This is a genomic window from Nonomuraea sp. NPDC001699 (genome assembly GCF_053596455.1).
The window spans coordinates 88,296-114,082 of the sequence record NZ_JBSFGF010000005.1 but is presented as its reverse complement, the minus strand read 5'-3'; the positions used below and the strand labels follow the sequence as shown (position 1 = coordinate 114,082).

Sequence of the window (25,787 nt, the reverse complement as noted above, 5' to 3'; positions counted from 1 at the left end):
CACCAATTCTTGGACCGGACGGACGAAAGGGGCTGCTAGCCGTTCCTGCCGAGCTCGACGTCCTCCAGGACGCCGAGCGCGTCGGGCACCAGGACGGCGGCCGAGTAGTAGGCGCTGACCAGGTAGGAGATGATCGCCTTCTCGTTGATGTTCATGAAGCGCACCGAGAGGCTGGGCTGGTACTCGTCGGGGATGCCGGTCTGGTGCAGGCCGACGACCCCCTGGTTCTCCTGGCCCGTACGCATGAGCAGGAACGACGTGGTGCGCTTGCCCGTGACCGGGATCTTGCTGCACGGGAAGATCGGCACACCCCGCCAGGCCGGGATGCGGTGGCCGTTGACCTCGCTGGCCTGCGGGTAGAGGCCGCGCTTGCTGCACTCCCTGCCGAACGCGGCGATGGCCTGCGGGTGCGCGAGGAAGAAGGCCGGCTCCTTCCACACCACGGCCAGCAGGTCGTCGAGGTCGTCGGGCGTGGGAGGGCCGGAACGGGTGCGGATGCGCTGGCTGAAGTCGGCGTTGTGCAGCAGGCCGAACTCCCGGTTGTTGATCAGCTCGTGCTCCTGCCGCTCGCGCAGGGCCTCGATCGTGAGGCGGAGCTGCTGGTCGAGCTGGCTCATCGGCTGGTTGTACAGGTCGGAGACCCGGCTGTGCACCCGCAGGACGGTCTGGGCGACGCTCAGCTCGTACTCGCGGGGCGACTGCTCGTAGTCCACGAACGTGCCGGGCAGCGCGACCTCGCCGGAGTGGCCCGAGGACATGTCGATCGCGGCCTCGCCGTAGGCGTTCTGGGCGTGGTCGCCGGAGGCGCGCCAGTTCTGGAGGTGCTCGCGCAGCGCCGGCGACTGCTCGGCGAGCTGCTCGAAGGTCTGCCTGGACAGGGTGAGCACGGTGGTGTGCGTCTTGGCCGTGGCGGTGAAGTCGTACGTGCCGCCGCCGACCAGCGCCTGCTCGCCGAGGTGGTCGCCGTCGGCCAGGACGCCGAGGTTCTGCTCGTCGCCGTAGGCGCCCTGCCCGACCTTGCCGACCCGGCCGTGGGCGATCAGCACGAGCTGGTCGGCCGGGTCGTCCTCCCTGACGATGGCCTCGCCCGGCTCGATCTCGCGCTGCTGGAAGCGGTCGGCCAGCGCTTCCAGCACCTCCATGTCGTCGAAGCCGCGCAGCATGGGCAGCTCGGTCAGCTCGGCCGGGATGACCCGCACGTCGGAGCCGGTCGTGGAGAACGTGATGCGCCCGTCGCCGAGCGTGTACGTCAGGCGCCTGTTGACCCGGAACACGCCACCGGAGCACTGCACCCACGGCAGCAGCCGCAGCAGCCACCTGGAGGTGATCTCCTGCATCTGCGGTGGCGTCTTGGTCGTGGTCGCGAGCTGTTTGGCGGCCTCGGTACTGAGGCTGAGCTGCCCGTTGCCGTTCACGGGCGCGCTGGAGTCGGTGGTTTCTGTCATGGTGCACCGCCAATCTCGGTGTGGGGTCTAGCCGGGGTTGCGGGAGGAACGGAGTTCCAGGGGGAGGGAGAAGGTGAGCGTCTCCTCGGTCACGGTCACGGTCTCGACGTCGGTGAAGCCGTGGCCGGCGAGCCAGGCGAGCAGGTCGTCGACCAGCACGTCCGGCACGGAAGCGCCGGAGCTGACCCCGACCGTCCGCACGCCGCCGAGCCACCGGGGATCGGCGTCGGCGGCGCGGTCGACCAGGTGGGCGGCGGGGGCGCCGGCGTGCCGCGCGACCTCGACCAGCCGCTGGGAGTTGGAGGAGTTGGCCGAGCCGACGACGATGACCAGGTCGCACTCGGGGGCGATCCGGGTGATCGCCTCCTGACGGTTCTGGCTGGCGTAGCAGATGTCGTCGCTCGGCGGGTCGGCCAGGTGGGGGAACCGGTCGCGCAGCTCGGCGACGGCGCCCATGGTCTCGTCGACCGAGAGGGTGGTCTGCGACAGCCAGCTCAGGCGCGCCGCGCCGTTCGCGGTGACCTCGTGGGTCCTGGCCGGGTCGACGACGTGGATGCGGCCGGGCGCCTCGCCGACCGTGCCCTCGACCTCCTCGTGCTCGGCGTGGCCGATGAGCACGATCTCGTGGCCGGCCTCGGCCAGCCGTACCGCCTCCTTGTGCACCTTGGTGACCAGGGGGCAGGTGGCGTCGATCGTGCGCAGGCCGCGGCGCCCGGCCTCCCGGCGGACCGCGGGGGAGACGCCGTGGGCGGAGAAGATCACCAGCGCGCCGTCCGGCACCTCGTCGAGCTCGTCGACGAAGACCGCGCCGCGGCTGCTGAGATCGGCCACCACGAACGTGTTGTGCACGATCTGCTTGCGCACGTAGACCGGTGGCCCGAAGCGCCGGAGCGCCTCCTCCACGGAGATGATCGCCCGTTCGACGCCCGCGCAGTAACCGCGCGGGGCCGCGAGCAGTACGCGTCCCATCGGAAAGCCCCCTACTTGGTACGGTGCGCGAGCTGGTCGGCCAAGACGGACAGCGCGCTGCCGGCCTCGGGCCCGATCGGCGCCCGTGCCAGGGCGGCCGTGGCCTCGCCCACGCGTTCGTCGATCATCGACTCGACCTGGTCGAGCGCGCCCGTGTCGATGAGGATGGTGCGCAGCCCGGCGGCCTGCTCCTCGGTGAGGCCCGGGTTGCCGTGCCAGGCGCGCAGGTAGTCGAGCTGCGCGGGCGAGGCGTGCGCCACGGCGTGCGCGATCATCACCGTGTGCTTGCCCTCGCGCAGGTCGTCGAGCGCGGACTTGCCGGTCTCGGCCACGGAGCCGAACGTGCCCAGCACGTCGTCGCGGAGCTGGAACGCCTCGCCGAGCGGCACGCCGAACCGGGAGAAGGACTCCAGCAGCTCGGCGGAGGCGCCGGCCAGGGCGCCGCCGATCTGCAGCGGCCGCTCGACGGTGTACTTGGCCGTCTTGTAGCGGATCACCGTCAGGGCCTCCGTCACGCTCGCGCCGGCGCGGAGCTGGGCGAGGATGTCGAGGTACTGGCCGCTGATGACCTCGGTGCGCATGGCGTCGAAGAGGTGGTGGGCGGCGCGCAGGCGTACGGGCTCGACGCCGCACGACGACAACAGGGTGTCGGACCAGGCCAGGCTGAGCGTGCCGAGCAGGATGCCGCCCGCGTGCCCGAACGCCTGCGCGGACGGGCCGTCGTGGAGGTCGGCGAGGTTCCGGTGGATCGTCGCCCGGCCCCGGCGCAGCTCGCTGCCGTCCATGATGTCGTCGTGGATGAGCAGCCCGGCGTGGCACAGCTCCAGGGCCGCCGCGGCGCTGACGATCTCGTCGCAGTCGGCGCCGCCCGCGCCCCGCCAGCCCCAGTAGCACAGCAGGGGACGGATGCGCTTGCCGCCGCCGAGGATGAACTCGGTCAGCAACCGGTAGGCCGTCTGCACGTCGGGATCGGAGACGGGCGCCCGCCAGGTCTCAAGGAAGTCGGCGAGGCGTCGCTCGATCCGCGATCCGAGGTAGTGCTGCGTGAAGCTCACCGGCATCCGCTCGGCTCCTTCTTGTCGGGACGCGCGCTACCAATAGTTACTACTTGAATACAGAGCGTGTAAAGTGTCTTGGGCCTTTCAACTATCTTTTTGGCTCACCTGCAACACCGTCAGGGGATGTCATGACGAGCCTGTTGCCGTACGTTTCCACTCCCCAAGACCTGCGCGCCCTGCCCGCCGAGCTGCTGCCCGGCCTGGCCCGCGAGATCCGCGACTTCCTGGTCGACAAGGTGAGCGCGCGTGGCGGGCACCTGGGCTCCAACCTCGGCGTCGTCGAGCTCACGATCGCCCTGCACCGCGTGTTCGACTCGCCCGGCGACACCATCGTCTTCGACACCGGGCACCAGGCGTACGTCCACAAGATCCTCACCGGGCGGCGCGACTCCTTCGACGCGCTGCGCTGCCGCGGCGGCCTCAGCGGCTACCCGAGCCGGGAGGAGTCCGTCCACGACCACGTCGACAACTCCCACGCCTCCGCCGCGCTCGCCTACGCCGACGGCCTGGCCAAGGCGCGCCTGCTGGCCGGCGACGCGGACCGGGCGGTGGTCGCCGTGGTCGGCGACGGCGCGCTCACCGGCGGCATGGCCTGGGAGGCGCTCAACAACCTGGGCGTGGCCCGCCACCGGCCGGTCGTCGTCGTGCTCAACGACAACGGCCGCTCCTACGCCCCGACCCACGGCGGCATCGCCGACCATCTGGCCCGCCTGCGCACGGCCGCCGACGTGACCGTCTTCGAGCAGCTCGGCCTGCGTTACCTCGGCCCGGTCGACGGCCACGACATCGCCGCCCTCGAAGCGGCCATGCGCGCCGCCCGCGAGCTGCGGGCCCCCGTCGTGCTCCACTGCGTCACCCGCAAGGGCCGCGGCTACGACCCCGCCGAGCAGGACCACGACGAGCACCTGCACGCGATCCCGGCCACCGATCCGGCCACCGGCCGTCCCCTCGGCGCCGGCGCCGCCACCTGGACGGACGCGTTCGCCCGCCACCTGTGCGTGCTCGGCGAGCGCCGCGACGACCTGGTGGCCGTCACCGCCGCCATGCCGGGGCCGACTGGGCTGGCCTGCTTCGGGCGGCGCTTCCCCGGCCGCATGTTCGACGTCGGCATCGCCGAGCAGCAGGCCCTGGCCTCGGCGGCGGGCATGGCCATGGCGGGCCTGCACCCGGTGGTCGCCCTCTACGCGACGTTCCTGGGGCGCGCCTTCGACCAGGTGCTGATGGACGTCGCGCTGCACCGGCTGCCGGTGACGCTCGTGCTCGACCGGGCCGGCCTCACCGGCCCCGACGGGCCCAGCCACCACGGCATGTGGGACCTCGCGGCGCTGGCGACGGCGCCCGGCATGCGGGTGGCCGCGCCGCGCGACGCCCGGCGGCTGTGCGAGCTGCTGGAGGAGGCGGTCGAGCACCCCGGGCCCACCGCGCTGCGCTTCCCCAAGGCGGCCGCCGGTCCCGAGATCCCGCGCGCGGGGCGCGTCGGCGATGTCGACGTGCTCTTCGCGGGCGGCCAGGACGTGCTGCTGGTGGCGGTCGGGCCGATGGCCGGGCCGTGCCTGGGCGCGGCGGCCATGTTGTCGGCCGCCGGGATCGGCGTGACCGTGGCCGATCCGCGCTGGGTCATCCCGGTTTCTGCCGGTCTGCGCGGGCTAGCCGCGGCCGCCCGGCTGGTGGTGACCGTCGAGGACGGTCTGGCCGCCTGTGGGGCCGGCGCCCTGCTCCGGCAGGAGTGCGGGCCCGGGCAGCACATCGTCAACCTCGGCCTGCCGCGCGAGTTCGTCGCGCACGGGAGCCGGGCCGGGTTGCTCGCCGAGGCCGGGCTCACCGGCCAGGGCATCGCGCACACCGTCAGAAGGGAGTTGGACAGGTGGCCGCTGTAGATCTCGGACTGCCGGTGCGTCATCGGGCGCGCAGGGCGTCCAGGCAGGTCATGGTGGGGCCCGTGCCGGTGGGGGGCGACGCGCCCGTCTCGGTGCAGTCGATGACGACGACGGTGACGGCCGACGTCGACGCCACGTTGCGGCAGATCGCCGAGCTGACGGCGGCGGGCTGCCAGATCGTCCGCGTCGCCGTGCCGACGCAGGAGGACGCCGACGCGCTGCCGGCCCTGGCGCGCAAGTCGCAGATCCCGGTCGTCGCCGACATCCACTTCCAGCCGCGTTACGTCTTCGCCGCCATCGAGGCGGGGTGCGCGGCCGTCCGGGTCAATCCCGGCAACATCAGGAAATTTGATGACAAGGTGGGCGAGATCGCGCGGGCCGCGTCCGACGCGGGGGTGTCCATCCGCATCGGGGTCAACGCCGGCTCGCTCGACCCCCGGCTGCTGGCCAAGCACGGCAGGGCCACACCGGCCGCGCTGGTGGAGTCGGCGCTGTGGGAATGCTCGCTGTTCGAGGAGCACGGCTTCCGCGACATCAAGATCTCCGTCAAGCACCACGACCCGCAGGTGATGACGGCGGCCTACCGGATGCTGGCCCGTAGCTGCGACTACCCGCTGCACCTCGGCGTCACCGAGGCCGGGCCGCTCATGCAGGGCACGATCAAGTCGGCCGTGGCGTTCGGGATCCTGCTCGACGAGGGCATCGGCGACACGATCCGGGTCTCGCTGTCCGCGCCTCCGGTGGAGGAGGTCAAGGTCGGCATCGGGATCCTGGAGTCGCTGGGGCTGCGGCGGCGGAGGCTGGAGATCGTCTCCTGCCCGTCCTGCGGGCGGGCCCAGGTCGACGTGTACGGGCTGGCCGAACGGGTGACCGCGGCCCTCGACGGCTTCCCCCACCCGCTGCGGGTGGCGGTGATGGGCTGCGTGGTCAACGGGCCGGGCGAGGCCAGGGAGGCGGACCTGGGCGTGGCCTCGGGCAACGGCAAGGGCCAGATCTTCGTCAGGGGCGAGGTGGTCAGGACCGTCCCCGAGTCGCGGATCGTGGAGACGCTGGTCGAGGAGGCCCTGCGGCTGGCCGGAGAGGCGTCCTGACGGGCGCGGGGAACGCATCGGCCGGGCGATGTCCCTGACGGAGGAGTGGGACATAGCCCGGCCGCGCGGTCCAGGTCGTGAGGGGGTATCTCCGCCTGGACGTCTAGTGGGTCAGACGCGCTGCCACAGAGCCGGCACGTTCGGCGGCTCCCAGCCCGGCTGAGCGGTGTGCCCCTGGAGGCAGCGGTACGACGAGCCGCCGTACGTCACCGTCGCGCCGGCGGCGTACGTCGTGCCCGCGGCCCACGTGCCGCCCGGGACGGTGGTCGTGACGGTCGGCGTGCTGGTCGGGCCGGGGCCGCCGCCCTGGGTGGCGAGGGTCAGGCCGTAGGCGGACAGGATCTCGTTGACCGGCTGGAAGTACGTCGTGCCGCCCGAGCTGCAGTTGCCCGAGCCGCCCGAGGTCACGCCCTGGGCCTGGTCGCCGGAGATGAACGAGCCGCCGGAGTCGCCGGGCTCGGCGCAGACGTTGGTCCGCGTCACGCCGGAGACGGTGCCCTCCTGGTAGGTGACGCTGGCGTTGAGCTGCTGGACCGAGCCGCAGTGGTAACCGGTGGTCGATCCGGCGCGGCAGACGGCCGAGCCCACCTGGGCCACGGTCGAGCCGCGTACGGGCAGGATGCCGGCGCTGTAGCCGTACACCACGCCGGTCGGGGTCCACTGGCCGTTGACCTCGACCCAGGAGTAGTCGTTGCCCGGGAAGGACGAGCCGCGGAAGGTGCCCATGGCGACCCGGTTGGAACCGGACGTGCTGGACCCGGCGGTGCCGCAGTGGCCGGCGCTGACGAAGCCGCCCTGCGAGCCGGCCTTGGTCACCGAGAAGCCGACGGAGCAGCGCGTCCCGGAGCCGATGTAGTAGGCGTCGCCGCCGCGGACGTCGTAGAAGAGCGCGGGCTTCTCGGCCGAGCGCACGACCTGGACGGCGGAGGCGTCCACGCCGCTGGCCTTCACCCAGGCGGCGGCCTTGGCGGGGCTGGAGCTGAGGACGACGACGGTGTTGTTGACGACGTCCACGTACCAGACGGGGGCGGTCTTCGGGGCCTTGGCCGACGCGCCGTCGAGCTTGGCCTTGACCTGGTCGAGGCTGCTCAGCGAGCGGGTGACCACGCGGGCCTGCACGCCGGCCGCGGCGATGGCGGCCACCTGCGAGCTGTTGGTGGTGGCGGTGACCGGGGTGGAGGTGGGGCCGGTCACCCAGGAGCCGGCGTAGGAGGCGCCTAACCGGGCGCGCAGGGTGGGTTCGAGACCGGCCGCCGCGGACTCGTTGACCAGGCGGGCCTCGGCCTGCTGACCGGTGATGCCGAGGTCCCTGCTCATGGCGTCGACCAGGCCCTGAGGGGGGTCGGCGACGGCCTGGGCGTTGGCCTGGGCGATGGCGTAGGGGGTGTCGTCCTGTGCGGTGGCGCCCTTGGCGGCGAAGGCCAGGGCGGGGACGCTGATCATGGTGACCGCGAGCGCGATGCCCGCCGTCACGGTCTTCCTGGGGAGCATGTGCATGTCTCCTCGCGTACAGGGGGGTGTCTGCACGGTACGGGTCCGAATACGAGGAGTGGTCGTCCCAAAAGACCCCTATCACGGTGTTATGGGGGAAATCGTTTGGAGCGCTATGTGGGGGTATGCGGCATTTATGCCGTCCGAATCCCATCTGGAGGCGTCATGAAGGCCGTCACCTGGCACGGCAAGCGCGACGTACGGGTCGAGGAGGTCCCCGACCCGGCCATCAAGGAGCCCAACGACGCGGTGATCCGAGTGACCAGCACCGGCATCTGCGGCTCGGACCTCCACCTGTACGAAGTGCTCGGCCCGTTCATGGCCGAGGGCGACATCCTGGGCCACGAGCCCATGGGTGTCGTCGAGGCCGTCGGAGCGGCCGTCACCGACATCAGGCCCGGCGACCGCGTCGTCATCCCGTTCAACATCTCCTGCGGCCACTGCCACATGTGCGGCCTGGAACTGTACGCGCAGTGCGAGACCACGCAGGTCAAGGAGCAGGGCATGGGCGCCGCGCTGTTCGGTTACACCAGGCTGTACGGCCAGGTGCCCGGCGGCCAGGCCGAGTACCTGCGCGTGCCCGAGGCCCAGTTCGGCCCGATCAAGGTCCCCGAGGGCCCGCCGGACGAGCGCTTCGTGTTCCTGTCCGACGTGCTGCCGACCGCCTGGCAGGCCGTCGACTTCGCGCAGATCCCGGACGGCGGCAGCGTCGCCGTCTTCGGCCTGGGCCCCATCGGCCAGATGTGCGCCCGCATCGCCCGCCACCTCGGCGCCCGCGTGATCGGCGTGGACGGCGTCACCGAACGCCTGGAGATGGCCCGCCGCCACGGCATCGAGGTCGTGGACGGGAGCGAGACCTCCGACGTGCCCGGGGCGATCCGCGAGCTCACCTCGGGCCGCGGCACCGACTCGGTGATCGACGCCGTCGGCATGGAGGCCCACGGCTCCCCGGCCGCCAAGATCGCCCAGACGCTCACCGGGCTGCTGCCGGACGCGGTGGCCGCGCCGCTGATGTCCCACGCGGGCGTCGACCGGCTGGCCGCGCTCAACCAGGCCATCGACACGGTCCGCCGCGGCGGCGTCATCTCCGTCATCGGCGTCTACGGGGGCATGACCGACCCGATGCCGATGTTGCGCATGTTCGACAAGGGCGTCACGCTGCGCATGGGCCAGGCCCACGTGCGGCGGTGGATCAACCGGCTCATGCCGCTGGTCACCGACGACTCCGACCCGCTCGGCGTCATGGACCTCACCACCCACCGCATGCGGCTGGACGAGGCGCCGCAGGCGTATGAGATGTTCCAGAAGAAGGCGAATGGCGCGATAAAGATCCTGTTGCAGCCCTGAGCAGGGGTTTCGCCGTCCGGAGCACGGGCAGCGGTGCATGCATGAGAGTCGTGGTGGTCGGGGCTACCGGCAACGTCGGCACGAGCGTCGTACGCGCGCTCGCGGCGGATGACAACGTGACGTCGATCGTGGGCGTCGCCCGCCGCCTGCCGGGATGGCGCATCGACCGCACCGAGTGGCGGCAGGCCGACGTCGCCACCGGCGACCTCTCGCGCATCTTCGACGGCGCCGACGCCGTCGTGCACCTCGCGTGGCTGTTCCAGCCCACCAGGGACCCGGCCGTCACCTGGCGGGCGAACGTGCTGGGCAGCATGCGGGTGTTCCGCGCGGCGGCCGAGGCCGGGGTGCCCGCGCTGGTCCACGCGTCCTCGGTCGGGGCGTACTCGCCGGGCCCCAAGGACCGGCCGGTGGACGAGAGCTGGCCCACGCACGGCTGGCCGGGCGCCGCGTACGGCCGGGAGAAGGCGTACGTCGAGCGGGTGCTCGACGTCTTCGAGCACGACCATCCGGCGATCCGCGTGGTGCGGATGCGACCGGGGTTCATCTTCCAGCGGGCGGCGGCCAGCGAGCAGCGCCGCCTGTTCGCCGGGCCGTTCCTGCCACGCGGGCTCTTCCGGCCCGGCCGCATCCCGTTCGTGCCCGACGTGCCCGGACTGCGGCTTCAGGTCCTGCACGCCGACGACGCCGCCGAGGCGTACCGGCTGGCCGTGACCAGGACGGTGTCGGGGGCCTTCAACCTGGCCGCCGAGCCCGTGCTCGACCCCGCCGACCTGGCCAAGCTCCTCGGCACCCGGACGATGCCGGTCACGCCCTGGCTGGCCAGGACGCTGATGTCGGCCGGCTGGCACCTGCGGCTGGTGCCCGCCTCGCCGGGGCTGCTCGAACTGGCCCTGCGCATCCCCGTCATGAAGACCGACCGGGCCAGGGACGTCCTGGGCTGGCGGCCGCGGCACTCCTCCTGGGACGCCATGCGCGAGCTGCTGGACGGCCTGCACGACGGCGCCGGCATGGAGACCCCGCCGCTCAGGCCCGACGGCGGTCCGGTGGGCCGGGCCAAGGAACTGGCCACGGGAGCCGGCGGCCGTCCCTGATCCGGGGGTGTAACGGCGCCGGACCGGGGAAGGGGACCGGTCTCTACGCAAGGTCCAGAGGCGTGGCCTGCGTGTCGTGACGACACGAAGGAGCGCCATGGCCCTTCTGCTGACCCAGCCCTTCACCCTCCACGACGTCACCAAGCTGCGCCGCGCGGTCGCCGAGCAGGCCGAGAGCAGCGGGCTGCGCGACGGCCGGCTGGAGGACTTCGTCCTGGCCGTGCACGAGAGCGTGGTCAACGCCGTGGAGCACGCGGGCGGACGCGGGCATCTGACGTTGTGGACGGTCGACGGGGTCATCCGCTCGGAGACGGCGGACCAGGGGGCGGGCATCCCGCAGGCGTACCTCGACGGCGCCGTCCGGCCGGCCGACCTCACCTGCACCGGCCGCGGGATCTACCTGATCCGGCGGTTGTGCGACCTGGCCGACTTCCGTACCGGGCCGGACGGCACCACGGTCCGGCTCACCATGCGCCTGCCGCACGCGCCCGCCCTCCCGCGGACCATGAAGCGGATCAGGGTCACCGGGGGCGGCGGGCCGTCCGGGCACTTCCAGGGCTGAGCGCGGGCGCGCCCGACTGCCCCGCCGCGGCCCCGGGTAGGCTCGGCAGGAGACGGAAGGGGCCACTACGTGAGCGGCGGAAACATTCCCCCCGAGATCATCTCTCCGGTCCGCCGCATCGGGCGGCGGGAGTTCGATTTCCAGCGCCAGGTCGCCATCATGGCCATCGTCAACCGCACCCCCAACTCCTTCCACGACCAGGGGAGCACGTACGAGCTCGACCGCGCGGTCGCGGCCTGCGTGCGGGCCGTCGAGGAGGGGGCCGACTGGGTGGACATCGGCGGGTTCGCCTTCAGCGCGGCCCAGGCCGCGATCGGCGTCGAGGAGGAGATCAAGCGCGTGGCCCCGGTGATCGCCGAGGTCAGGGCCGCGACCGACGCCGTCATCTCGGTCGACACCCACCGTCCAGAGGTCGCCAGGGCGGCCCTTGCGGCCGGCGCCGACGTCATCAACGACACCAACGGCCTGCGCGAGCCCGGCCTGGCCGAGGTCGCGGCCGAGACCGGCGCCGGCGTGATCGTCACCCACAGCCTCGGCGGCCCCGGCAGGAGGGTCTTCCGCCCGAGCTACGACGACGTCGTCGGCGAGGTCGCCGGCTTCCTGCGCGAACGGGTCGCCTTCGCGCTCAAGGCCGGCATCGCCCCCGACCGGATCATCATCGACCCGGGCCACGACCTGAACAAGAACACCTTCCACTCCCTGGAGCTGACGCGGCGGCTGGAGGAGATCACCGCGATCGGCTACCCCACCCTGGTCGCGTTGTCGAACAAGGACTTCATCGGCGAGACCATCGACCGCCCGCAGGGCGAGCGCAAGGAGGGGACGATCGCCGCGAACGTCGTCTCCATCCTCAAGGGCGCCCGGATTCTGCGGGTGCACGACGTGGCCGCGACGGTCGCGTCCGTGCGCATGACCGAGGCCGTGCTCGGCTGGCGGACGCCGGTCGCGCCGAGCCACAATCTGGCGTGAGAGGAGCCGCGTCCGTGACCGATCGCAAGCCGGTGGGCATGCCGTTCGAGAGCTGGGTCGACAGGCAGATCCGCGAGGCGACCGAGCGCGGGGAGTTCGACGACCTGCCCGGCGCGGGCAAGCCGCTGCCCGGCCTCGACCGGCCGCACGACGAGATGTGGTGGATCAAGCAGAAGCTGGAGAGCGAGGGGCTGTCCCTGCCGCTGCCCCCGACGCTGGCGCTGCGCAAGGAGGCCGAGGAGGTGCTGCGGCAGGCCCGCGGGGCCAGGTCCGAGACCGAGGTGCGGCAACTGCTCGAAGAGGTCAACGAGAAGATCCGCGACGCGATCAGGAGGGGCCTGCCGGGGCCGCCGCTCAACCTGATGCCCTTCGACGTCGAGCGTGTCGTGTCGGAGTGGCGCGAGAGCCGCTGAGCGGCGCGGCCGATGGGGAAGGGGCCCGAGCTCCGGCCCGGGCCCCTTCGCCGGACGAGGGGCCCGGGTCAGGCGGGCCCCTCGGCCGGCGGCCGGGGGCCCCGGAGCCCCCGGCCGGCTCGGTGAGTTAGTTGACGGGCGGGTAGGCGTTCCTGACCAGCTCCTGGAACTGGGCGGAGAACCACTGGCCCGACAGCGGGGCGCCGCCGAGGGCGCCCGACATGTTGTTGCCGTTGAGGTTGTTGCCGGTGTAGGTCGGGTCGCACATCCGGTCGAACTTCTTGCCCTCGTCGTTCGGGATGTCGGTGCTGGCGCCGTCGGACTCACCCGGAGGCTTGATCCAGACGTAGGCGTCGAAGCCGGGCTCGGGGCTGGCCGTCGGACGGGCGCCGAGGCCCGCGCCGCTCTGGTTGCACCAGTTGCCGGCGTGGATGCGGCGGTCGACGCGTGACTGGTTGACGAACGTGTTCACGTCCGTCGAGGTGCTCGCGCCGCCCGGACGGGCGGTGCCGCCCCAGCCGTTGCGCGAGGTGTCGACCAGCATGCCGAGCCCGGGCTTGAAGCCCTTGTTGACCAGCGCGGTGCGCAGCGCCGCGGCGAAGGTGGACTCGTCCACGTAGTAGTTCCAGTCGATCCACTTGGACTGGCGGACGGTCTGGCCGTTCACCAGGGTGTTGATCGTGAAGTACGGCTCCTTGGTGGCGGAGTAGTTGGCGGTGTTGACGATGAAGCCGTCCACGCTGTCCACGCCGGCCGTGGTGCCCGCGGCCATGTTGTAGAAGAGGTTCACGGCGGGGGCGAAGTTCGAGTCCCAGCCGAGCCAGGCGTGGTGGGCGGCGTCCACGTAGGTGTAGACGTTGGTGATCGCGTGCAGTTTGTCGAGCGCGTACCGGACGCCGTCCACGTAGCCGCCGGCCTGGTTGGCCTCGGCGCACTTCGGGAAGTTGCCAGTGTTGGTGATCAGGTTGGGCAGCGAGTCGGGCTCGACGATCGTGACGATGCGCAGGTTGGCGTACTTGGGGTCGCGCAGGATGTTCGCGATCACGTCGATGTACTCGGCCTTGTAGCGGTTGAAGCCGTTCTGGGCGATCAGCAGCTCGCCGTTGGAGGCCAGGGCCGAGCAGTCGCGGTTGGGCAGGTCGTAGATGACGAACTGCACGGTCAGCGGGGCCGAGCCGTTGAGCGCGTCCTGGGCGACGGCCTCGTCCAGGTGGGCCTGGAGGCCCATGGCCGAGGAGGAGCCGGCGATGGCCGCGATGCGGTCCAGCCACACGGCGGTGGAGGTGTTGGCGACGGCGGCGCCGCCGGGCTCGGCCGCGGCCCTGGCCTTCCACTGCGGGTTCACGTAGCCGGTGGCGCCGGCGTACGGGTTCTCGACGTGGCCGGTGGGCGGCTGGCCGTCGTCGTCGGCCTCGGTGGCGGTGACCGTCTTGGAGGTCAGGCCGGTGGAGGCGACGGTGAAGGCGCGGGTGCCGTTGGCGCTGTCGGCGTCCTGCGCGGCGGCCAGGGTCACCGTCTGGGCGGTGTTCCAGTTGGCCGGCGTGAAGGTGAGGCTGCCGCCGCCGGAGACGGTCAGGTCGGCGTCGCCGCTGCCGGCCGCCGAGGTGACGGTCACGTTCGCGGACGGCTGCGCGGCCAGCTTGACCGTGTACGTCGCCGTCCCGCCCTCGGGCACGGTCACCGACGTGGGCGTCACGAGCAGCGCCTGCTCCACGACCGCGTCGTCGTCCACCTCGGTCGCGTTGACGGTGGCCGAGGTGACGCCGGTGCCGCCGACGGAGAAGGCCGCCGTGCCCGCGGTGGTGTCGGAGTCCTGTGCGGCGGCCAGGGTCACCGTCTGGGCGGTGTTCCAGTTGGCGGGGGTGAAGGTGAGCGAGCCGCCCGCGCTGACGGTCAGGTCGGTGTCACCGCTGGTCCGCTGGGTGGTGACGGTGACGTTCGAGGTGGGGGCGGAGGACAGCTTGGCGGTGAAGGTGGCGGTGCCGCCCTCGTTGACCGCGACCGAGCTGGCGGAGGTCACCACCGAGGGGGTGGTGGGGGTGACGCCGCCGCAGGTCACGCCGTTCACGGTGAACGAGGTGGGCGGGTTGTTGCTGCCCGACCAGGTGCCGTTGAAGCCCATGGTGGTGGAGGCGCCGGTGGCCAGGCTGCCGTTGTAGGGCATGTTCGTCGCGGTGACGTGCGTGCCCGACTGCGTCCAGTTGGCGCTCCAGCCGGTCGGGGTGTACTTCTGGCCGGTGCCGGGGAAGTCGAAGCCCAGCGTCCACGAGGTGATCGGGTCGCCGGTGTTCTTCAACGTGATGTTCGCGGTGAAACCGCCCTGACCGGGGCTGCTCGTCCACGAGTTGGCGGAGTAGGTCACGTCGCAGTTCACCGCAGCGCTGGCGGCCGTGGTCTGGCCGACGACGAGGCCGAGGGCCGCGACGCTCGCGGCGGTCATGGTCACGGCCCATCGGCGCGGGCCGCTGTTGAGTCTCACTAGCGATCATCTCCAGGAACTCAGTTGGCTGGGAGCGCTCCCATAGTGAGACGCCCCCAGAGCCCTGTAAATGAGCGCGGTTCCGCGCCGGGCGTCCCCGGGCCACATGCTCGCCGAATGCCCCGGAAGGTGGATGAAACTTTCATCATCGGCAGCCTGGTGAGAGGAAACGCGGGGGCCGCCGGACGGCCGATCCGTTGACATACGCCGCCGGGCATCCACAATCCCCTTTGGGAGCGCTCCCACACCCCTACTCCCATGGAGATCCCGTGAAGCACAGACCTCCTTCCCGCCTTTCCCGCTTATCGAGGCGGCTCGCCGTGGCCACGACGCTCGTCCTCGCGGCGGGCACGACCACGACCCTCGCCGCGCTTCCCGCGCACGCGGCCGTCGCCTGCGACGTGACGTACACCGCCAACCAGTGGACGAGCGGCCCAGGTCAGGGCGGGTTCACCGCCAACCTGACGCTGAAGAACACCGGCGACCCGATCACCTCGTGGACGCTCGGCTTCGACTTCCCGACCGCGGGCCAGAAGTACACGCCCACCGGCTGGAGCGCCAACTGGAGCCAGTCGGGCACGCACGTCACGGCGACCAACATGCCGTGGAACGGCAGCCTGGCCACCGGCGCCTCGACGACGCTCGGCTTCAACGGCACCTGGACGGGCAGCAACCCGAACCCGACCTCGTTCACGGTGAACGGCGTGACCTGCGGCGGCGCCAACACCCCGCCCACGGTGGGGCTGACCTCGCCCACCGCCGGCCAGACGTACACCGCCCCGGCCACCGTGGCCATCGCCGCGAACGCCGCCGACACCGACGGCACGGTCTCCAAGGTCGACTTCTACCAGGGCTCGACGCTGCTCGGCACCGACACCTCGGCGCCCTACGGCTACACCTGGCAGAACGTGGCCGCGGGCAGCTACTCGATCACCGCGAAGGCCACCGACAACGGCGGCGCGACCACGACCTCGGCCCCCGTCGGGATCACCGTCTCGCAGAACACCGGCCCCGCCCTCGTGGTCAGCCCGCTCACGATCTCCGTGCCGGAGAAGGGGACCGCGGGCTTCGGCGTGAAGCTCTCGCAGGCGCCCGCCGCGAACGTGACCGTCACCACCGCCCGCACCAGCGGTGACGCCGACCTGACCGTCGGCTCGGGCGGCACGCTCACCTTCACGCCCGCCAACTGGAACACCGCCCAGAACGTCACCCTGGCGGCGGCGGACGACGCCGACACCACCAGCGGCACCGCCGAGTTCACGGTGAGCGCGACCGGCTACACCCCGGTCAAGGTCACCGCCAGCGAGGCGGACGACGACCTCGGAGGCGACAACGAGTACGTCAAGCGCTTCGTGGAGATGTACAACGAGCTGCACGACCCGGCCAACGGTTACTTCTCGCCCGAGGGCGTGCCGTACCACTCGGTGGAGACGTTCATGGTCGAGGCGCCCGACCAGGGGCACGAGACCACGTCCGAGGCCTACAGCTACTACCTGTGGCTGGAGGCGACCTACGGGCAGGTGACCGGCGACTGGGCGAAGTTCAACAACGCCTGGGCCTCGATGGAGAAGTACATCATCCCCGCGACCGCCGACCAGCCGACGAACTCCTTCTACAACCCCTCGAAGCCGGCCACGTACGCGGCCGAGTACAACGACATCAAGCAGTACCCGACGCAGATCGACTCCGGCGTCTCGGTCGGCTCCGACCCGCTGGCCAACGAGCTGAAGAGCGCGTACGGCACCGGCGACGTCTACGGCATGCACTGGCTGCTCGACGTCGACAACACCTACGGCTTCGGCCGCTGCGGCGACGGCACCACCCGGCCCGCCTACATCAACACCTACCAGCGCGGGCCCGAGGAGTCGGTCTTCGAGACGATCCCGCAGCCGTCCTGCGACACCTTCAAGCACGGCGGCACGAACGGATACCTCGACCTGTTCATCAAGGACAGCTCGTACGCCAAGCAGTGGAAGTACACCAACGCGCCCGACGCCGACGCCAGGGCCGTGCAGGCCGCGTACTGGGCGCAGACGTGGGCCAAGCAGCAGGGCAAGGAGTCGCAGATCTCGGCGTCGGTCGCCAAGGCCGCGAAGATGGGCGACTACCTGCGCTACGCGATGTACGACAAGTACTTCAAGAAGCCCGGCTGCACCAGCACCTCGTGCGCCGCGGGCACCGGCAAGGACGCCTCCAACTACCTGCTGTCCTGGTACTACGCCTGGGGCGGCGCGACCGACTCCAGCGCGGGCTGGGCCTGGCGCATCGGCTCCAGCCACAACCACTCCGGCTACCAGAACCCGCTCGCGGCCTGGGCGCTGGCGAACGTGGCCGAGCTGAAGCCCAAGAGCGGCACCGGCGCGGCCGACTGGAGCACCAGCCTGACCCGCCAGCTCCAGTTCTACACCTGGCTCCAGTCCGCCGAGGGCGCCATCGCGGGCGGCGCGACCAACAGCTGGGAGGGCCACTACGCCACCCCGCCGGCCGGCCTGCCGAAGTTCCACGGCATGACCTACGACTGGCAGCCCGTCTACCACGACCCGCCGTCGAACCAGTGGTTCGGGTTCCAGGCGTGGACCATGGAGCGGGTGGCCGAGCTCTACTACGCCTCGGGCAACGCCGACGCCAAGGCGCTGCTGGACAAGTGGGTCTCCTGGGCGATGGCCAACACCACGATCAACGCGGACGGCACGTACCAGATCCCGTCGACGCTGAAGTGGACCGGTCAGCCCGTCGCCGACTTCAGCGACCCGAACGTCATGCCGCCGCCCAACCCCGGCCTGCACGTGACGGTCGCCGACTACACCAACGACGTCGGCGTGGCCGGCTCGTACGCCAAGACGCTGATGTACTACGCGGCCAAGGCGAACAACACCGCGGCCAGGAACATGGCCAAGGCGCTGCTGGACGGCGTGTGGAAGAACCGCGACGCCAAGGGCGTGTCGGTGCCGGAGACCAAGACCGACTACAAGCGGCTGAACGACCCGGTCTACGTGCCCCCGGGCTGGACCGGCAAGATGCCGAACGGCGACACGATCAACTCCAGCTCGACGTTCATGTCGATCAGGTCCTTCTACAAGAACGACCCCGACTGGCCCAAGGTGAACGCCTACCTCCAGGGCACGGGCCCCGCGCCCACGTTCAACTACCACCGCTTCTGGGCGCAGGTGGACGTGGCCGTGGCCCTGGCCGAGTACGGGCGGCTCTTCCCGTGAGAAAGGCGGCGATGATCGCCGCGGCGTCGCTGGTCCTGCCCCTGCTCGCAGGGGTGGGGCCGGTGGCCCACGCGGCCGCGCCCGCCTTCGCCTACGGTGAGGCGCTGCAGAAGTCGCTGTGGTTCTACGAGGCCCAGCAGTCGGGCGACCTGCCCGGCTGGAACCGCGTCTCCTGGCGCGGCGACTCGGGCATGAACGACGGCAAGGACGCCGGGCTGGACCTGACCGGAGGCTGGTACGACGCGGGCGACCACGTCAAGTTCGGCTTCCCGATGGCCTTCTCGGCCACGATGCTGGCCTGGGGCGGTGTCGAGTACCGCGACGCCTACGCGGGCTCCGGCCAGCTCACCCACCTGCTGAACAACCTGAGGTTCGTCAACGACTACTTCGTCAAGGCCCACCCGTCGGCCAACGTGCTGTACGGGCAGGTCGGCAACGGCGGCACCGACCACGCCTGGTGGGGCCCGGCCGAGGCCATGCAGATGAACCGGCCCGCCTACAAGATCGACGCGTCCTGCGGCGGCTCGGACCTGGCGGGGGAGACGGCGGCGGCGATGGCGGCCTCGTCGATCGTCTTCCGCCCGACCGATCCGGCCTACGCCGACAAGCTGGTGACGCACGCCAAGCAGCTCTACTCCTTCGCCGACACGGTCAGGAAGAAGTACAGCGACTGCATCAGCGACGCCCAGGGCTACTACAACTCCTGGAGCGGCTTCAACGACGAGCTGGTCTGGGGGGCGATCTGGCTCTACCGGGCCACGAACGACGCCGCCTACCTGGCCAAGGCCGAGGCCGGTTACGACAACCTGGGCAACGAGCCGCAGACCACGACGAAGTCGTACAAGTGGACGATCGCGTGGGACGACAAGTCGTACGGCGCGTACGTGCTGCTGCACAAGCTCACCGGCAAGCAGAGGTACCTCGACGACGCCAACCGCTGGCTCGACTGGTGGACGGTCGGCGTCAACGGCTCCAAGGTCAAGTACTCGCCGGGCGGCGAGGCCGTGCTGGACCGGTGGGGGTCGCTGCGGTACGCGGCCAACACCTCGTTCGTCGCGCTCGTGCACAGCGACTCGATCACCGATCCCGACCGCAAGACGCGCTACCACGACTTCGCGGTCCGGCAGATCAACTACGCGCTCGGCGACAACCCGCGCAACTCCTCGTACCTGATCGGGTTCGGGGCGAACCCGCCGAAGAACCCGCACCACCGTACGGCGCACGGCTCGTGGACCGACCAGATCACCAACCCGGTCGACAGCCGCCACACCCTGTACGGCGCGCTGGTGGGCGGCCCGCCCGACCCCGACGACGTCTACACCGACAAGCGCGACGACTACGTCATGAACGAGGTCGCGACCGACTACAACGCGGGCTTCACCAGCGCCGTGGCCCGGCTCTACAAGGAGTACGGGGGAGCGCCCGCGGCGAACTTCCCGCCCGCCGAGACCCCGGACAGCCCGGAGATCTTCGTCGAGGCCGGCGTGAACGCCTCCGGTACGAACTTCACCGAGATCAAGGCCATCGTCCGCAACCAGTCGGCCTGGCCCGCCCGGGTCCTGTCGGACGGCTCGTTCCGCTACTACTTCACCCTCGACGGCTCGACGACCGCCTCGCAGGTCAGCGTGTCGTCGGCGTACACGCAGTGCAAGGCCCCGACGCTCGGCTCGGCGGGCGGGCGCGTGTACTACGTGAACATCGACTGCTCCGGGCAGGCCATCGCCCCGGCCGGGCAGTCGCAGCACCGCAGGGAGGTGCAGTTCAGGATCACCAGCACGGGCTCCTGGGACCCGACCGACGACTGGTCGTACAAGGGCATCCCGGTGACGCCGGGCGCGACGCCGGTGCTGACGAAGAACATCACCCTCCACAGCGGCGCCACCAAGATCTGGGGTGAGCCCCCGGGGCCGGAGGAGCCGGACACGACAGCGCCCAGCAAGCCGGGCAAGCCCACGGTCTCCGGGATCACGGGCACGGCGGCGAAGCTGACCTGGACGGCCTCCACGGACAACGTGGGAGTGACCGGTTACGACGTCTACCTGGGGTCCACCAAAGCGGGCACGGCCACCGGCACCACCTTCGACCTGAGCGGGCTCACCCCTGCCACGGCCTACGCCGCCCACGTGGTGGCCAGGGACGCGGCGGGCAACACCTCGGTGGCCTCGGACGAGACGGCGTTCACCACCACCGGCGGCGATGACAGAACACCGCCCAGCAAACCCGGCAAACCGTCCGTCTCGGGCATCACCGGCTCGGGTGCGAAGGTGAGCTGGGCGGCCTCGACGGACGACGTCGGGGTGAGCGGTTACGACGTCTACCTCGGCGCCGCCAAGGCGGGCACGGCCACCGGCACGTCGTACGACCTGACCGGGCTCACCCCCGCGACGGCGTACACCGTCTCGGTGGTGGCCAGGGACGCGGCGGGCAACAGCTCGCCGGCCTCCGACGGCACGGCGTTCACCACCGCGGACGCGCCGACCGGCGGTTGCGCGGCCACGTTCAAGGTCACCAACTTCTGGAACGGCGCGTACCAGGCCGAGGTGACGGTCAAGAACACCGGCGCCGCGGCCGTCACCGGCTGGACGGCCGCCTGGTCGTCGGCCGGCCAGATCACCCAGCTCTGGGGCGGCAGGCTCACCCAGACCGGCTCGAACGTGTCGGTCAGGAACGAGGCGTGGAACGGCGGGCTCGCCCCCGGCGCCACGACCACGTTCGGCTTCATCGCCAACGGCACCCCCGTCACCCCCGACCCGATCACCTGCACCCCCGCCTGAGCCGAACCCCCGCCCCGCCGCGACGACGGCGGGGCGGGCGGTTCCGCGGCTCAGTGAAAGGCAGCCCATGCGATCACTGTTCACCGCGCCGGCCCTCGCCGCCGCGCTCGTGGCCGCTTCGTTGGTCCTGCCGGGCACCGCGGCGCAGGCCGCCACCGGCATCCACGTGAGCGGCACGAAGATCCTGGAAGGCAACGGCCAGGAGTTCGTGATGCGCGGCACCAGCCACGCCCACACCTGGTACCCCGTCCAGACCAAGGCGTTCGCCGACATCAAGTCGCTGAAGGCCAACACCGTGCGCGTCGTGCTCAGCGGCGGCCGGTGGAGCGCCAACTCCGTCTCCGACGTGGCCAATGTGGTCTCCCTGTGCAAGCAGAACAAGCTCATCTGCGTGCTGGAGGACCACGACACCACCGGGTACGGCGAGCAGAGCGGCGCGTACACCCTCGACCAGGCCGCCGACTACTGGATCGGCGTCAAGAGCGCCCTGGTCGGCCAGGAGGACTACGTCGTCGTCAACATCGGCAACGAGCCGATCGGCAACAACGCCACCACCCCCGGCTGGGCCGACGCCACCAAGGCCGCGATCCAGAAGCTGCGCGCCAACGGCCTGCGCCACGCGCTGATGGTGGACGCCCCCGCCTGGGGGCAGGACTGGCAGAACGTCATGCGGGACAACGCCACGTCCGTCTTCAACGCCGACCCCGACAAGAACACGATCTTCTCCGTGCACATGTACGGCGTCTACGACACGGCCGCCGAGATCACGTCGTACATGGACGCGTTCCGGACCGCCGGGCTGCCGCTGGTCGTCGGCGAGTTCGGGTTCGACCACTCCGACGGCGACCCCGACGAGGACACGATCATGGCTCAGGCCGTGAGCCGCGGCCTCGGCTACCTCGGCTGGTCGTGGAGCGGCAACGGCGGCGGCGTCGAGTACCTGGACCAGGTCACCGGCTTCGACGTCAGCCGGCTCACCTCGTGGGGCCGGCGGCTGTTCAACGGCGCCAACGGCATCGCCGCGACCGCCAGGCAGGCGTCCGTCTACGGCGGCGGCACCACCGACCCCACCCCGCCGAGCGCACCCGGCACCCCGTCGGCCTCGAACGTCACCTCGTCCGGCGCCACCCTGACCTGGACGGCCGCCACCGACAACGTCGGCGTGACCGGCTACGACGTCTACACCTCGACCGGCACCCCGCTCGGGGCGACGGCCACGACCTCGATCACCCTGACCGGCCTGTCACCCTCGACCGCCTACCAGGTGTACGTGAAGGCCGGGGACGCCGCCGGCAACCAGTCGGCCGCCTCGCCCACGGCCTCCTTCACCACCCTGGCCGGCGGCGGCGACGGCGGCTGCACGGCCGTGGGGACCGTCCAGAGCCAGTGGGGCAACGGGTACGTCCTGCAACCCGTCACGGTGACCAACACCGGCACGACCGCCAGGAACGGCTGGACGGTGACGTTCACGCTGCCCGCGGGCCACACCGTGACCGGCTTCTGGAACGCCGCGGTGACGGTCAGTGGGCGGACCGTGACGGCGAAGAACCTGGGCTACAACGGCACGCTCGCCCCCGGCTCCGCCACCGGTTTCGGGGTCCAGGCCGGGCGTCCGAGCGGCGACACGTCCGTTCCGTCCGGCTACACCTGCGCCGGCTAGAGAAGGAGGAGGTGAGGCCGATCGGCTGACCCTGCCCGCGACACCATCCCGCCCGGATGGGACGGACGCGGCCGGCGAACCCCCTCCCGGCCGCGTCCGTTTACGCGAACCCACCCGCCAGAGGCATCGGGTCAGCCGGGGGTGAGGGCTTGGGTGAAGCGTGCGCGGGCCGCGTCGATGGCCGCCTCGTCCGAGAACTCGGCGAACGCCTCCTCGTGGTAGCGCCCCGGGATCAGCTCCCTGACCCGCTCCGGGTACCCCGGCCCGTCCGCCGGCACCTTGACCTGCGGCGGCACACCCAGCCGTACGGCGATGGGCCCCGACGCCCGCACGGACATGGCCCAGTCGCGGCTCTCGCCGACGATCGCGCACAGGTGCCGCGCGTAGACCCAGCGCACCTCGGCCAGGCTGGAGGCGTCCGGCGGGTCCGTGCCGAACGGCTCCACCGCGCACACCACCCGCGACTCGAACCCGTGCCCGTGGTCGTGGTGCTCCTCGGGCGTGGCGCGTTCGAGGATCAGCGTCACCTGGGCGGCGAGCTCCTGGTCGAGCCGCGCCGACCCCTGGTCGACGGCGAACAGCGTCACCCCGGCCAGCGCCAGGCCGGCCAGGGCGACGCCTGCCGCGATCTGCCCGCGACGGGTTGCGTTCACGGGCTCGTGCAGGTCAGCGTGGGTGCGGGGCTCGGGATCGAGCCGGTGGCGTTGAAGCCGAACGTGGTGGTCGCGTTCGGCGCGAGCTGGCCGTTGTAGGAGGCGTTCTTCATGGACACGTTCGGCGGCTGGGAGGAGAGCACGCCGTTCCAGGGGGTGCCGTCGAAGCCCTGGCCGCCGGCGTAGGTCCACTTGACCGTCCAGCCGTTCAGCGAGGCGGTGCCGGTGTTCTTCACCGTCACCTCGCCCTGGAAGTGGCCGGCCCAGCCGGTGTCGGTGGCCTTCCAGGTGGCGGAGCAGCCGCCTGGAGGGGGAACGGTCGGGGTGGCGGTGGGGGTGCCCGAAGGCGTGCCGCCGCCGGGGCCGACGCCCGTGACCTGGCCGTTGCCGCCGTCGAAGACGACGTCGGAGCAGCTGTAGAAGTTCTCGTTGCTGTCGGAGCGGATCCAGTGCGTGTAGATGATGTGACGCCCGGTCTTGCCGGAGGGGAGCTGGGCGTTCCAGGAGTAGTAGTTGAGCCCGCCGGGGCCGCCGCTGGCGGGCGGGTTGGTGACGCTGCCGAACGACTCCAGGTCCGACCACTTGAGCGGACCGTCGGGGTTCCAGCCGTTCTTGGTGACGTAGTAGACGAACGTGCCGGGGTGCTGGGCCCAGTTGCTGTGCCGCATCTGGATGCTCGCGCCCGAGGTCAGGTGCGTCTGCGGCCAGTCGGAGCGTACGGCGTTGTAGGCGGTGAAGTCGTAGGGGCCGCCGGTGCCGCCGCTGCAGAGCTGGCCGTCGGGGATGAAGCCGCTGGTACGCCCGGCGCCGTCGGAACGCAGCACGGCGAACCAGTTGTACAGCGGGGTCGGGCCGCTCTGGGCGACGGCCGCCGCGCAGGCCGGGTTGTAGGACTGGATCTGGCCGTTCTCGCGCAGGCCGTCCTGCCAGCACAGGAACGTCCGTGCTCCGGGGAACATGGACACGCCGTGGGCCTGCGCCTGTTGCGGCGCGATCAGTACGGTGGTCAGCAGGACCAGGGCGGCGGTGAGGACCGCCGTCCGGAAGTGTTTCATGGGGATTCCTTCGCGCAGGGGAACACAGGAATCTGCCCACGATCAGCCCGCCCGGCCAGCGCATTGAACCACGGCGACCGGCGTCCCGACAACGCGGTGTGAAACTTTCAGCCGATCGTGGTCACGGTTGCCCTGGTGGCCCGGTACCGGGGCGGCGGGCGGTGGCGGGGCTGCTTGCCGTAGGGGGCCCGACGCCGGGACCCTGAACGTTGGGAGCGCTCCCAGCACCTCCCTCGACCAGAGAAGCGGGAGCAACATGCCATGAGGCGCGTGCAGATCATCGTCCTGGCCGTCGCGGCGTTACTCGGCGCCGGCCTGTTCCCGGCACCGGCGCAGGCCGCCCCGGTGCTGTGCGAGAAGTGGGGCTCGACCACCGTCCAGAACGACCGCTACATCGTCATGAACAACGTCTGGGGCGCCGACACCGCGCAGTGCGTCGACGTCAACCAGAACGGCGGCTTCACCGTCACCCGGTCCGAGCACGACAAGGCCACGAACGGCGCCCCGGCCGCCTACCCGGCCATCTACGCCGGCTGCCACTACGCCGCCTGCACCTCCGGCAGCGGCCTGCCCGTGCAGGCCGGCTCGGCGGGCTTCGGCGCGCTGAGGTCGGCGGTCGCCATGACCTACCCCGGCTCCGGCACCTGGGACGCCGCCTACGACATCTGGTTCGACCCCACCCCGCGCACCGACGGCCAGAACACCGGCGCGGAGCTGATGATCTGGCTCAACAAGCGCGGCTCGATCCAGCCGGTCGGCTCCCAGGTCGGCACGGTGACCCTGGCCGGCGGCACCTGGCAGGTCTGGTACGGCAACATCGGCTGGAACGTCGTCTCCTACGTGCGCACCTCGGCGACCCCCTCGCTCGACTTCGCCGTCGACACCTTCTACTCCGACGCCGTCAGCCGCGGCTACGCCCAGCGCTCGTGGTACCTGACCAGCGTCCAGGCCGGGTTCGAGCCCTGGGTGGGCGGCGCCGGGCTGGCCGTCGACTCCTTCTCCTTCGGCTCCGGCGGCGGCACGACCGACCGCACGCCGCCCACCACGCCGGGCACCCCGACGGCCTCCGGCACCACGGCCGCCGCCACCACGCTCACCTGGGGCGCCTCCACCGACACCGGCGGCAGCGGCCTGGCCGGGTACGACATCCTGCGCGCCACCGGCGACACCTTCACCCAGGTCGGCACCAGCGCCACGACCTCCTACACCGACACCGGCCTGACCCCCGCCACGACGTACCGCTACCGCGTCAGGGCCCGGGACGGCGCGGGCAACCTCTCGCCCGAGTCCGCCGCCGTCACGGTCACCACCCAGAACGGCGGCGGAGGCGGCGGCTGCGCCGTGACCGCGACCACCCAGAACGCCTGGAGCAACGGCTACGTCATCCAGCCGGTCACCGTCACCAACCGCGGCACGGCCACGATCAACGGCTGGACCGTCACCTTCACGCTCCCGCAGGGCCACACGATCACCGGGTCGTGGGGCGCGAACGTCTCCGCCGGCGGCGGCGTCGTGACCGTGCGGAACCTCCCCTACAACGGCACCCTGGCCCCGAACGCGAGCACCACCTTCGGCTTCCAGGCCAGCAGGCCCACCGGCGACACCCAGGTCCCCGCGGGCTACACCTGCACCTGACCC

The 25,787-nt window shown here is 71.4% G+C and carries 18 protein-coding genes; 11 read left to right on the top strand and 7 right to left on the bottom strand.

What is annotated here, in order from left to right:
* Positions 1-35: 35 nt before the first annotated feature.
* From ACWCSU_RS17115 to ACWCSU_RS17105, 3 genes are read right to left on the bottom strand one after another with little or no spacing between them, the layout of a single operon-like run.
* Positions 36-1,445: a family 2B encapsulin nanocompartment shell protein gene (locus tag ACWCSU_RS17115; protein ID WP_357702356.1), complete on the bottom strand. Its 1,410-nt coding sequence runs from the start codon at positions 1,443-1,445 to the stop codon at positions 36-38.
* 27 nt (positions 1,446-1,472) lie between these two features.
* A complete protein-coding gene (locus ACWCSU_RS17110) occupies positions 1,473-2,414 on the bottom strand; it encodes a 4-hydroxy-3-methylbut-2-enyl diphosphate reductase (protein WP_449935930.1) in 942 nt (313 codons plus the stop codon).
* 11 nt (positions 2,415-2,425) lie between these two features.
* The gene (locus ACWCSU_RS17105) at positions 2,426-3,475 is read right to left on the bottom strand and encodes a polyprenyl synthetase family protein (protein WP_397035657.1); all 1,050 of its coding nucleotides are present in this window, start codon (positions 3,473-3,475) and stop codon (positions 2,426-2,428) included.
* Between the two features lie 125 nt (positions 3,476-3,600).
* Here ACWCSU_RS17105 and ACWCSU_RS17100 point away from each other — a divergent pair, with 125 nt between their 5' ends.
* The gene (locus tag ACWCSU_RS17100; protein WP_449935926.1) at positions 3,601-5,349 is read left to right on the top strand and encodes a 1-deoxy-D-xylulose-5-phosphate synthase; all 1,749 of its coding nucleotides are present in this window, start codon (positions 3,601-3,603) and stop codon (positions 5,347-5,349) included.
* Positions 5,337-6,440: a flavodoxin-dependent (E)-4-hydroxy-3-methylbut-2-enyl-diphosphate synthase gene (gene ispG, locus ACWCSU_RS17095; RefSeq protein ID WP_449935923.1), complete on the top strand. Its 1,104-nt coding sequence runs from the start codon at positions 5,337-5,339 to the stop codon at positions 6,438-6,440. The genes ACWCSU_RS17100 and ispG overlap by 13 nt, the downstream gene beginning before the upstream one ends.
* 111 nt (positions 6,441-6,551) lie before the next feature.
* Here the strand turns inward: ispG and ACWCSU_RS17090 are convergent, their stop codons facing one another.
* On the bottom strand, positions 6,552-7,931 hold the full coding sequence (locus ACWCSU_RS17090; protein WP_449935922.1) for a carbohydrate-binding protein: 1,380 nt from the start codon (positions 7,929-7,931) through the stop codon (positions 6,552-6,554).
* Between the two features lie 165 nt (positions 7,932-8,096).
* On the opposite strand from ACWCSU_RS17090, the gene ACWCSU_RS17085 reads away from it, so the two are divergent.
* The 5 genes from ACWCSU_RS17085 (at position 8,097) to ACWCSU_RS17065 (ending at position 12,313) form a co-directional block, all read left to right on the top strand.
* Positions 8,097-9,278 (top strand): zinc-dependent alcohol dehydrogenase, encoded by a 1,182-nt coding sequence (locus ACWCSU_RS17085; RefSeq protein WP_357702367.1) that lies wholly within the window; start codon positions 8,097-8,099, stop codon positions 9,276-9,278.
* 41 nt (positions 9,279-9,319) lie between these two features.
* Entirely contained in the window at positions 9,320-10,369 is a 1,050-nt protein-coding gene (locus tag ACWCSU_RS17080) for an NAD-dependent epimerase/dehydratase family protein (protein ID WP_397035654.1), read from the top strand.
* A gap of 97 nt (positions 10,370-10,466) precedes the next feature.
* Complete coding sequence (locus ACWCSU_RS17075; RefSeq protein ID WP_449935918.1) at positions 10,467-10,931, top strand: ATP-binding protein; 465 nt, start codon at positions 10,467-10,469, stop codon at positions 10,929-10,931.
* Between the two features lie 69 nt (positions 10,932-11,000).
* Entirely contained in the window at positions 11,001-11,900 is a 900-nt protein-coding gene (folP, locus tag ACWCSU_RS17070) for a dihydropteroate synthase (protein WP_449935916.1), read from the top strand.
* Between the two features lie 14 nt (positions 11,901-11,914).
* Positions 11,915-12,313, top strand: a complete 399-nt coding sequence (locus ACWCSU_RS17065; RefSeq protein WP_357702375.1) for a DnaJ family domain-containing protein — start codon at positions 11,915-11,917, stop codon at positions 12,311-12,313.
* 127 nt (positions 12,314-12,440) lie between these two features.
* Here the strand turns inward: ACWCSU_RS17065 and ACWCSU_RS17060 are convergent, their stop codons facing one another.
* On the bottom strand, positions 12,441-14,792 hold the full coding sequence (locus tag ACWCSU_RS17060) for a glycoside hydrolase family 6 protein (protein WP_449935915.1): 2,352 nt from the start codon (positions 14,790-14,792) through the stop codon (positions 12,441-12,443).
* A gap of 320 nt (positions 14,793-15,112) precedes the next feature.
* On the opposite strand from ACWCSU_RS17060, the gene ACWCSU_RS17055 reads away from it, so the two are divergent.
* From ACWCSU_RS17055 to ACWCSU_RS17045, 3 genes are all read left to right on the top strand, one after another.
* On the top strand, positions 15,113-18,007 hold the full coding sequence (locus ACWCSU_RS17055; RefSeq protein WP_449935912.1) for a glycoside hydrolase family 48 protein: 2,895 nt from the start codon (positions 15,113-15,115) through the stop codon (positions 18,005-18,007).
* An 11-nt stretch (positions 18,008-18,018) separates the two neighbouring features.
* Positions 18,019-20,781, top strand: a complete 2,763-nt coding sequence (locus ACWCSU_RS17050) for a glycoside hydrolase family 9 protein (RefSeq protein ID WP_449935909.1) — start codon at positions 18,019-18,021, stop codon at positions 20,779-20,781.
* Positions 20,782-20,848: 67 nt separating this feature from the next.
* Positions 20,849-22,441, top strand: a complete 1,593-nt coding sequence (locus ACWCSU_RS17045) for a cellulase family glycosylhydrolase (RefSeq protein WP_449935907.1) — start codon at positions 20,849-20,851, stop codon at positions 22,439-22,441.
* A 131-nt stretch (positions 22,442-22,572) separates the two neighbouring features.
* On the opposite strand, the gene ACWCSU_RS17040 is transcribed toward ACWCSU_RS17045, so the two are convergent.
* Together ACWCSU_RS17040 and ACWCSU_RS17035 are read right to left on the bottom strand one after the other, a co-directional pair.
* Positions 22,573-23,094, bottom strand: a complete 522-nt coding sequence (locus ACWCSU_RS17040) for a hypothetical protein (protein ID WP_449935904.1) — start codon at positions 23,092-23,094, stop codon at positions 22,573-22,575.
* On the bottom strand, positions 23,091-24,149 hold the full coding sequence (locus ACWCSU_RS17035; protein ID WP_449935903.1) for a lytic polysaccharide monooxygenase: 1,059 nt from the start codon (positions 24,147-24,149) through the stop codon (positions 23,091-23,093). The genes ACWCSU_RS17040 and ACWCSU_RS17035 overlap by 4 nt, the downstream gene beginning before the upstream one ends.
* Before the next feature lie 270 nt (positions 24,150-24,419).
* On the opposite strand from ACWCSU_RS17035, the gene ACWCSU_RS17030 reads away from it, so the two are divergent.
* Entirely contained in the window at positions 24,420-25,784 is a 1,365-nt protein-coding gene (locus tag ACWCSU_RS17030) for a GH12 family glycosyl hydrolase domain-containing protein (protein ID WP_449935902.1), read from the top strand.
* The last annotated feature ends 3 nt before the right edge of the window (positions 25,785-25,787 follow it).

What these genes read in the sequence shown, in the direction of transcription:
- ACWCSU_RS17115 (WP_357702356.1), bottom strand. Translation starts at nt 1,445, where the DNA reads ATGACAGAAACCACCGACTCCAGCGCGCCCGTGAACGGCAACGGGCAG.
- ACWCSU_RS17110 (WP_449935930.1), bottom strand. Translation starts at nt 2,414, where the DNA reads ATGGGACGCGTACTGCTCGCGGCCCCGCGCGGTTACTGCGCGGGCGTC.
- ACWCSU_RS17105 (WP_397035657.1), bottom strand. Translation starts at nt 3,475, where the DNA reads ATGCCGGTGAGCTTCACGCAGCACTACCTCGGATCGCGGATCGAGCGA.
- ACWCSU_RS17100 (WP_449935926.1), top strand. Translation starts at nt 3,601, where the DNA reads ATGACGAGCCTGTTGCCGTACGTTTCCACTCCCCAAGACCTGCGCGCC.
- ACWCSU_RS17090 (WP_449935922.1), bottom strand. Translation starts at nt 7,931, where the DNA reads ATGCTCCCCAGGAAGACCGTGACGGCGGGCATCGCGCTCGCGGTCACC.
- ACWCSU_RS17085 (WP_357702367.1), top strand. Translation starts at nt 8,097, where the DNA reads ATGAAGGCCGTCACCTGGCACGGCAAGCGCGACGTACGGGTCGAGGAG.
- ACWCSU_RS17080 (WP_397035654.1), top strand. Translation starts at nt 9,320, where the DNA reads ATGAGAGTCGTGGTGGTCGGGGCTACCGGCAACGTCGGCACGAGCGTC.
- ACWCSU_RS17075 (WP_449935918.1), top strand. Translation starts at nt 10,467, where the DNA reads ATGGCCCTTCTGCTGACCCAGCCCTTCACCCTCCACGACGTCACCAAG.
- ACWCSU_RS17050 (WP_449935909.1), top strand. Translation starts at nt 18,019, where the DNA reads ATGATCGCCGCGGCGTCGCTGGTCCTGCCCCTGCTCGCAGGGGTGGGG.
- ACWCSU_RS17045 (WP_449935907.1), top strand. Translation starts at nt 20,849, where the DNA reads ATGCGATCACTGTTCACCGCGCCGGCCCTCGCCGCCGCGCTCGTGGCC.
- ACWCSU_RS17035 (WP_449935903.1), bottom strand. Translation starts at nt 24,149, where the DNA reads ATGAAACACTTCCGGACGGCGGTCCTCACCGCCGCCCTGGTCCTGCTG.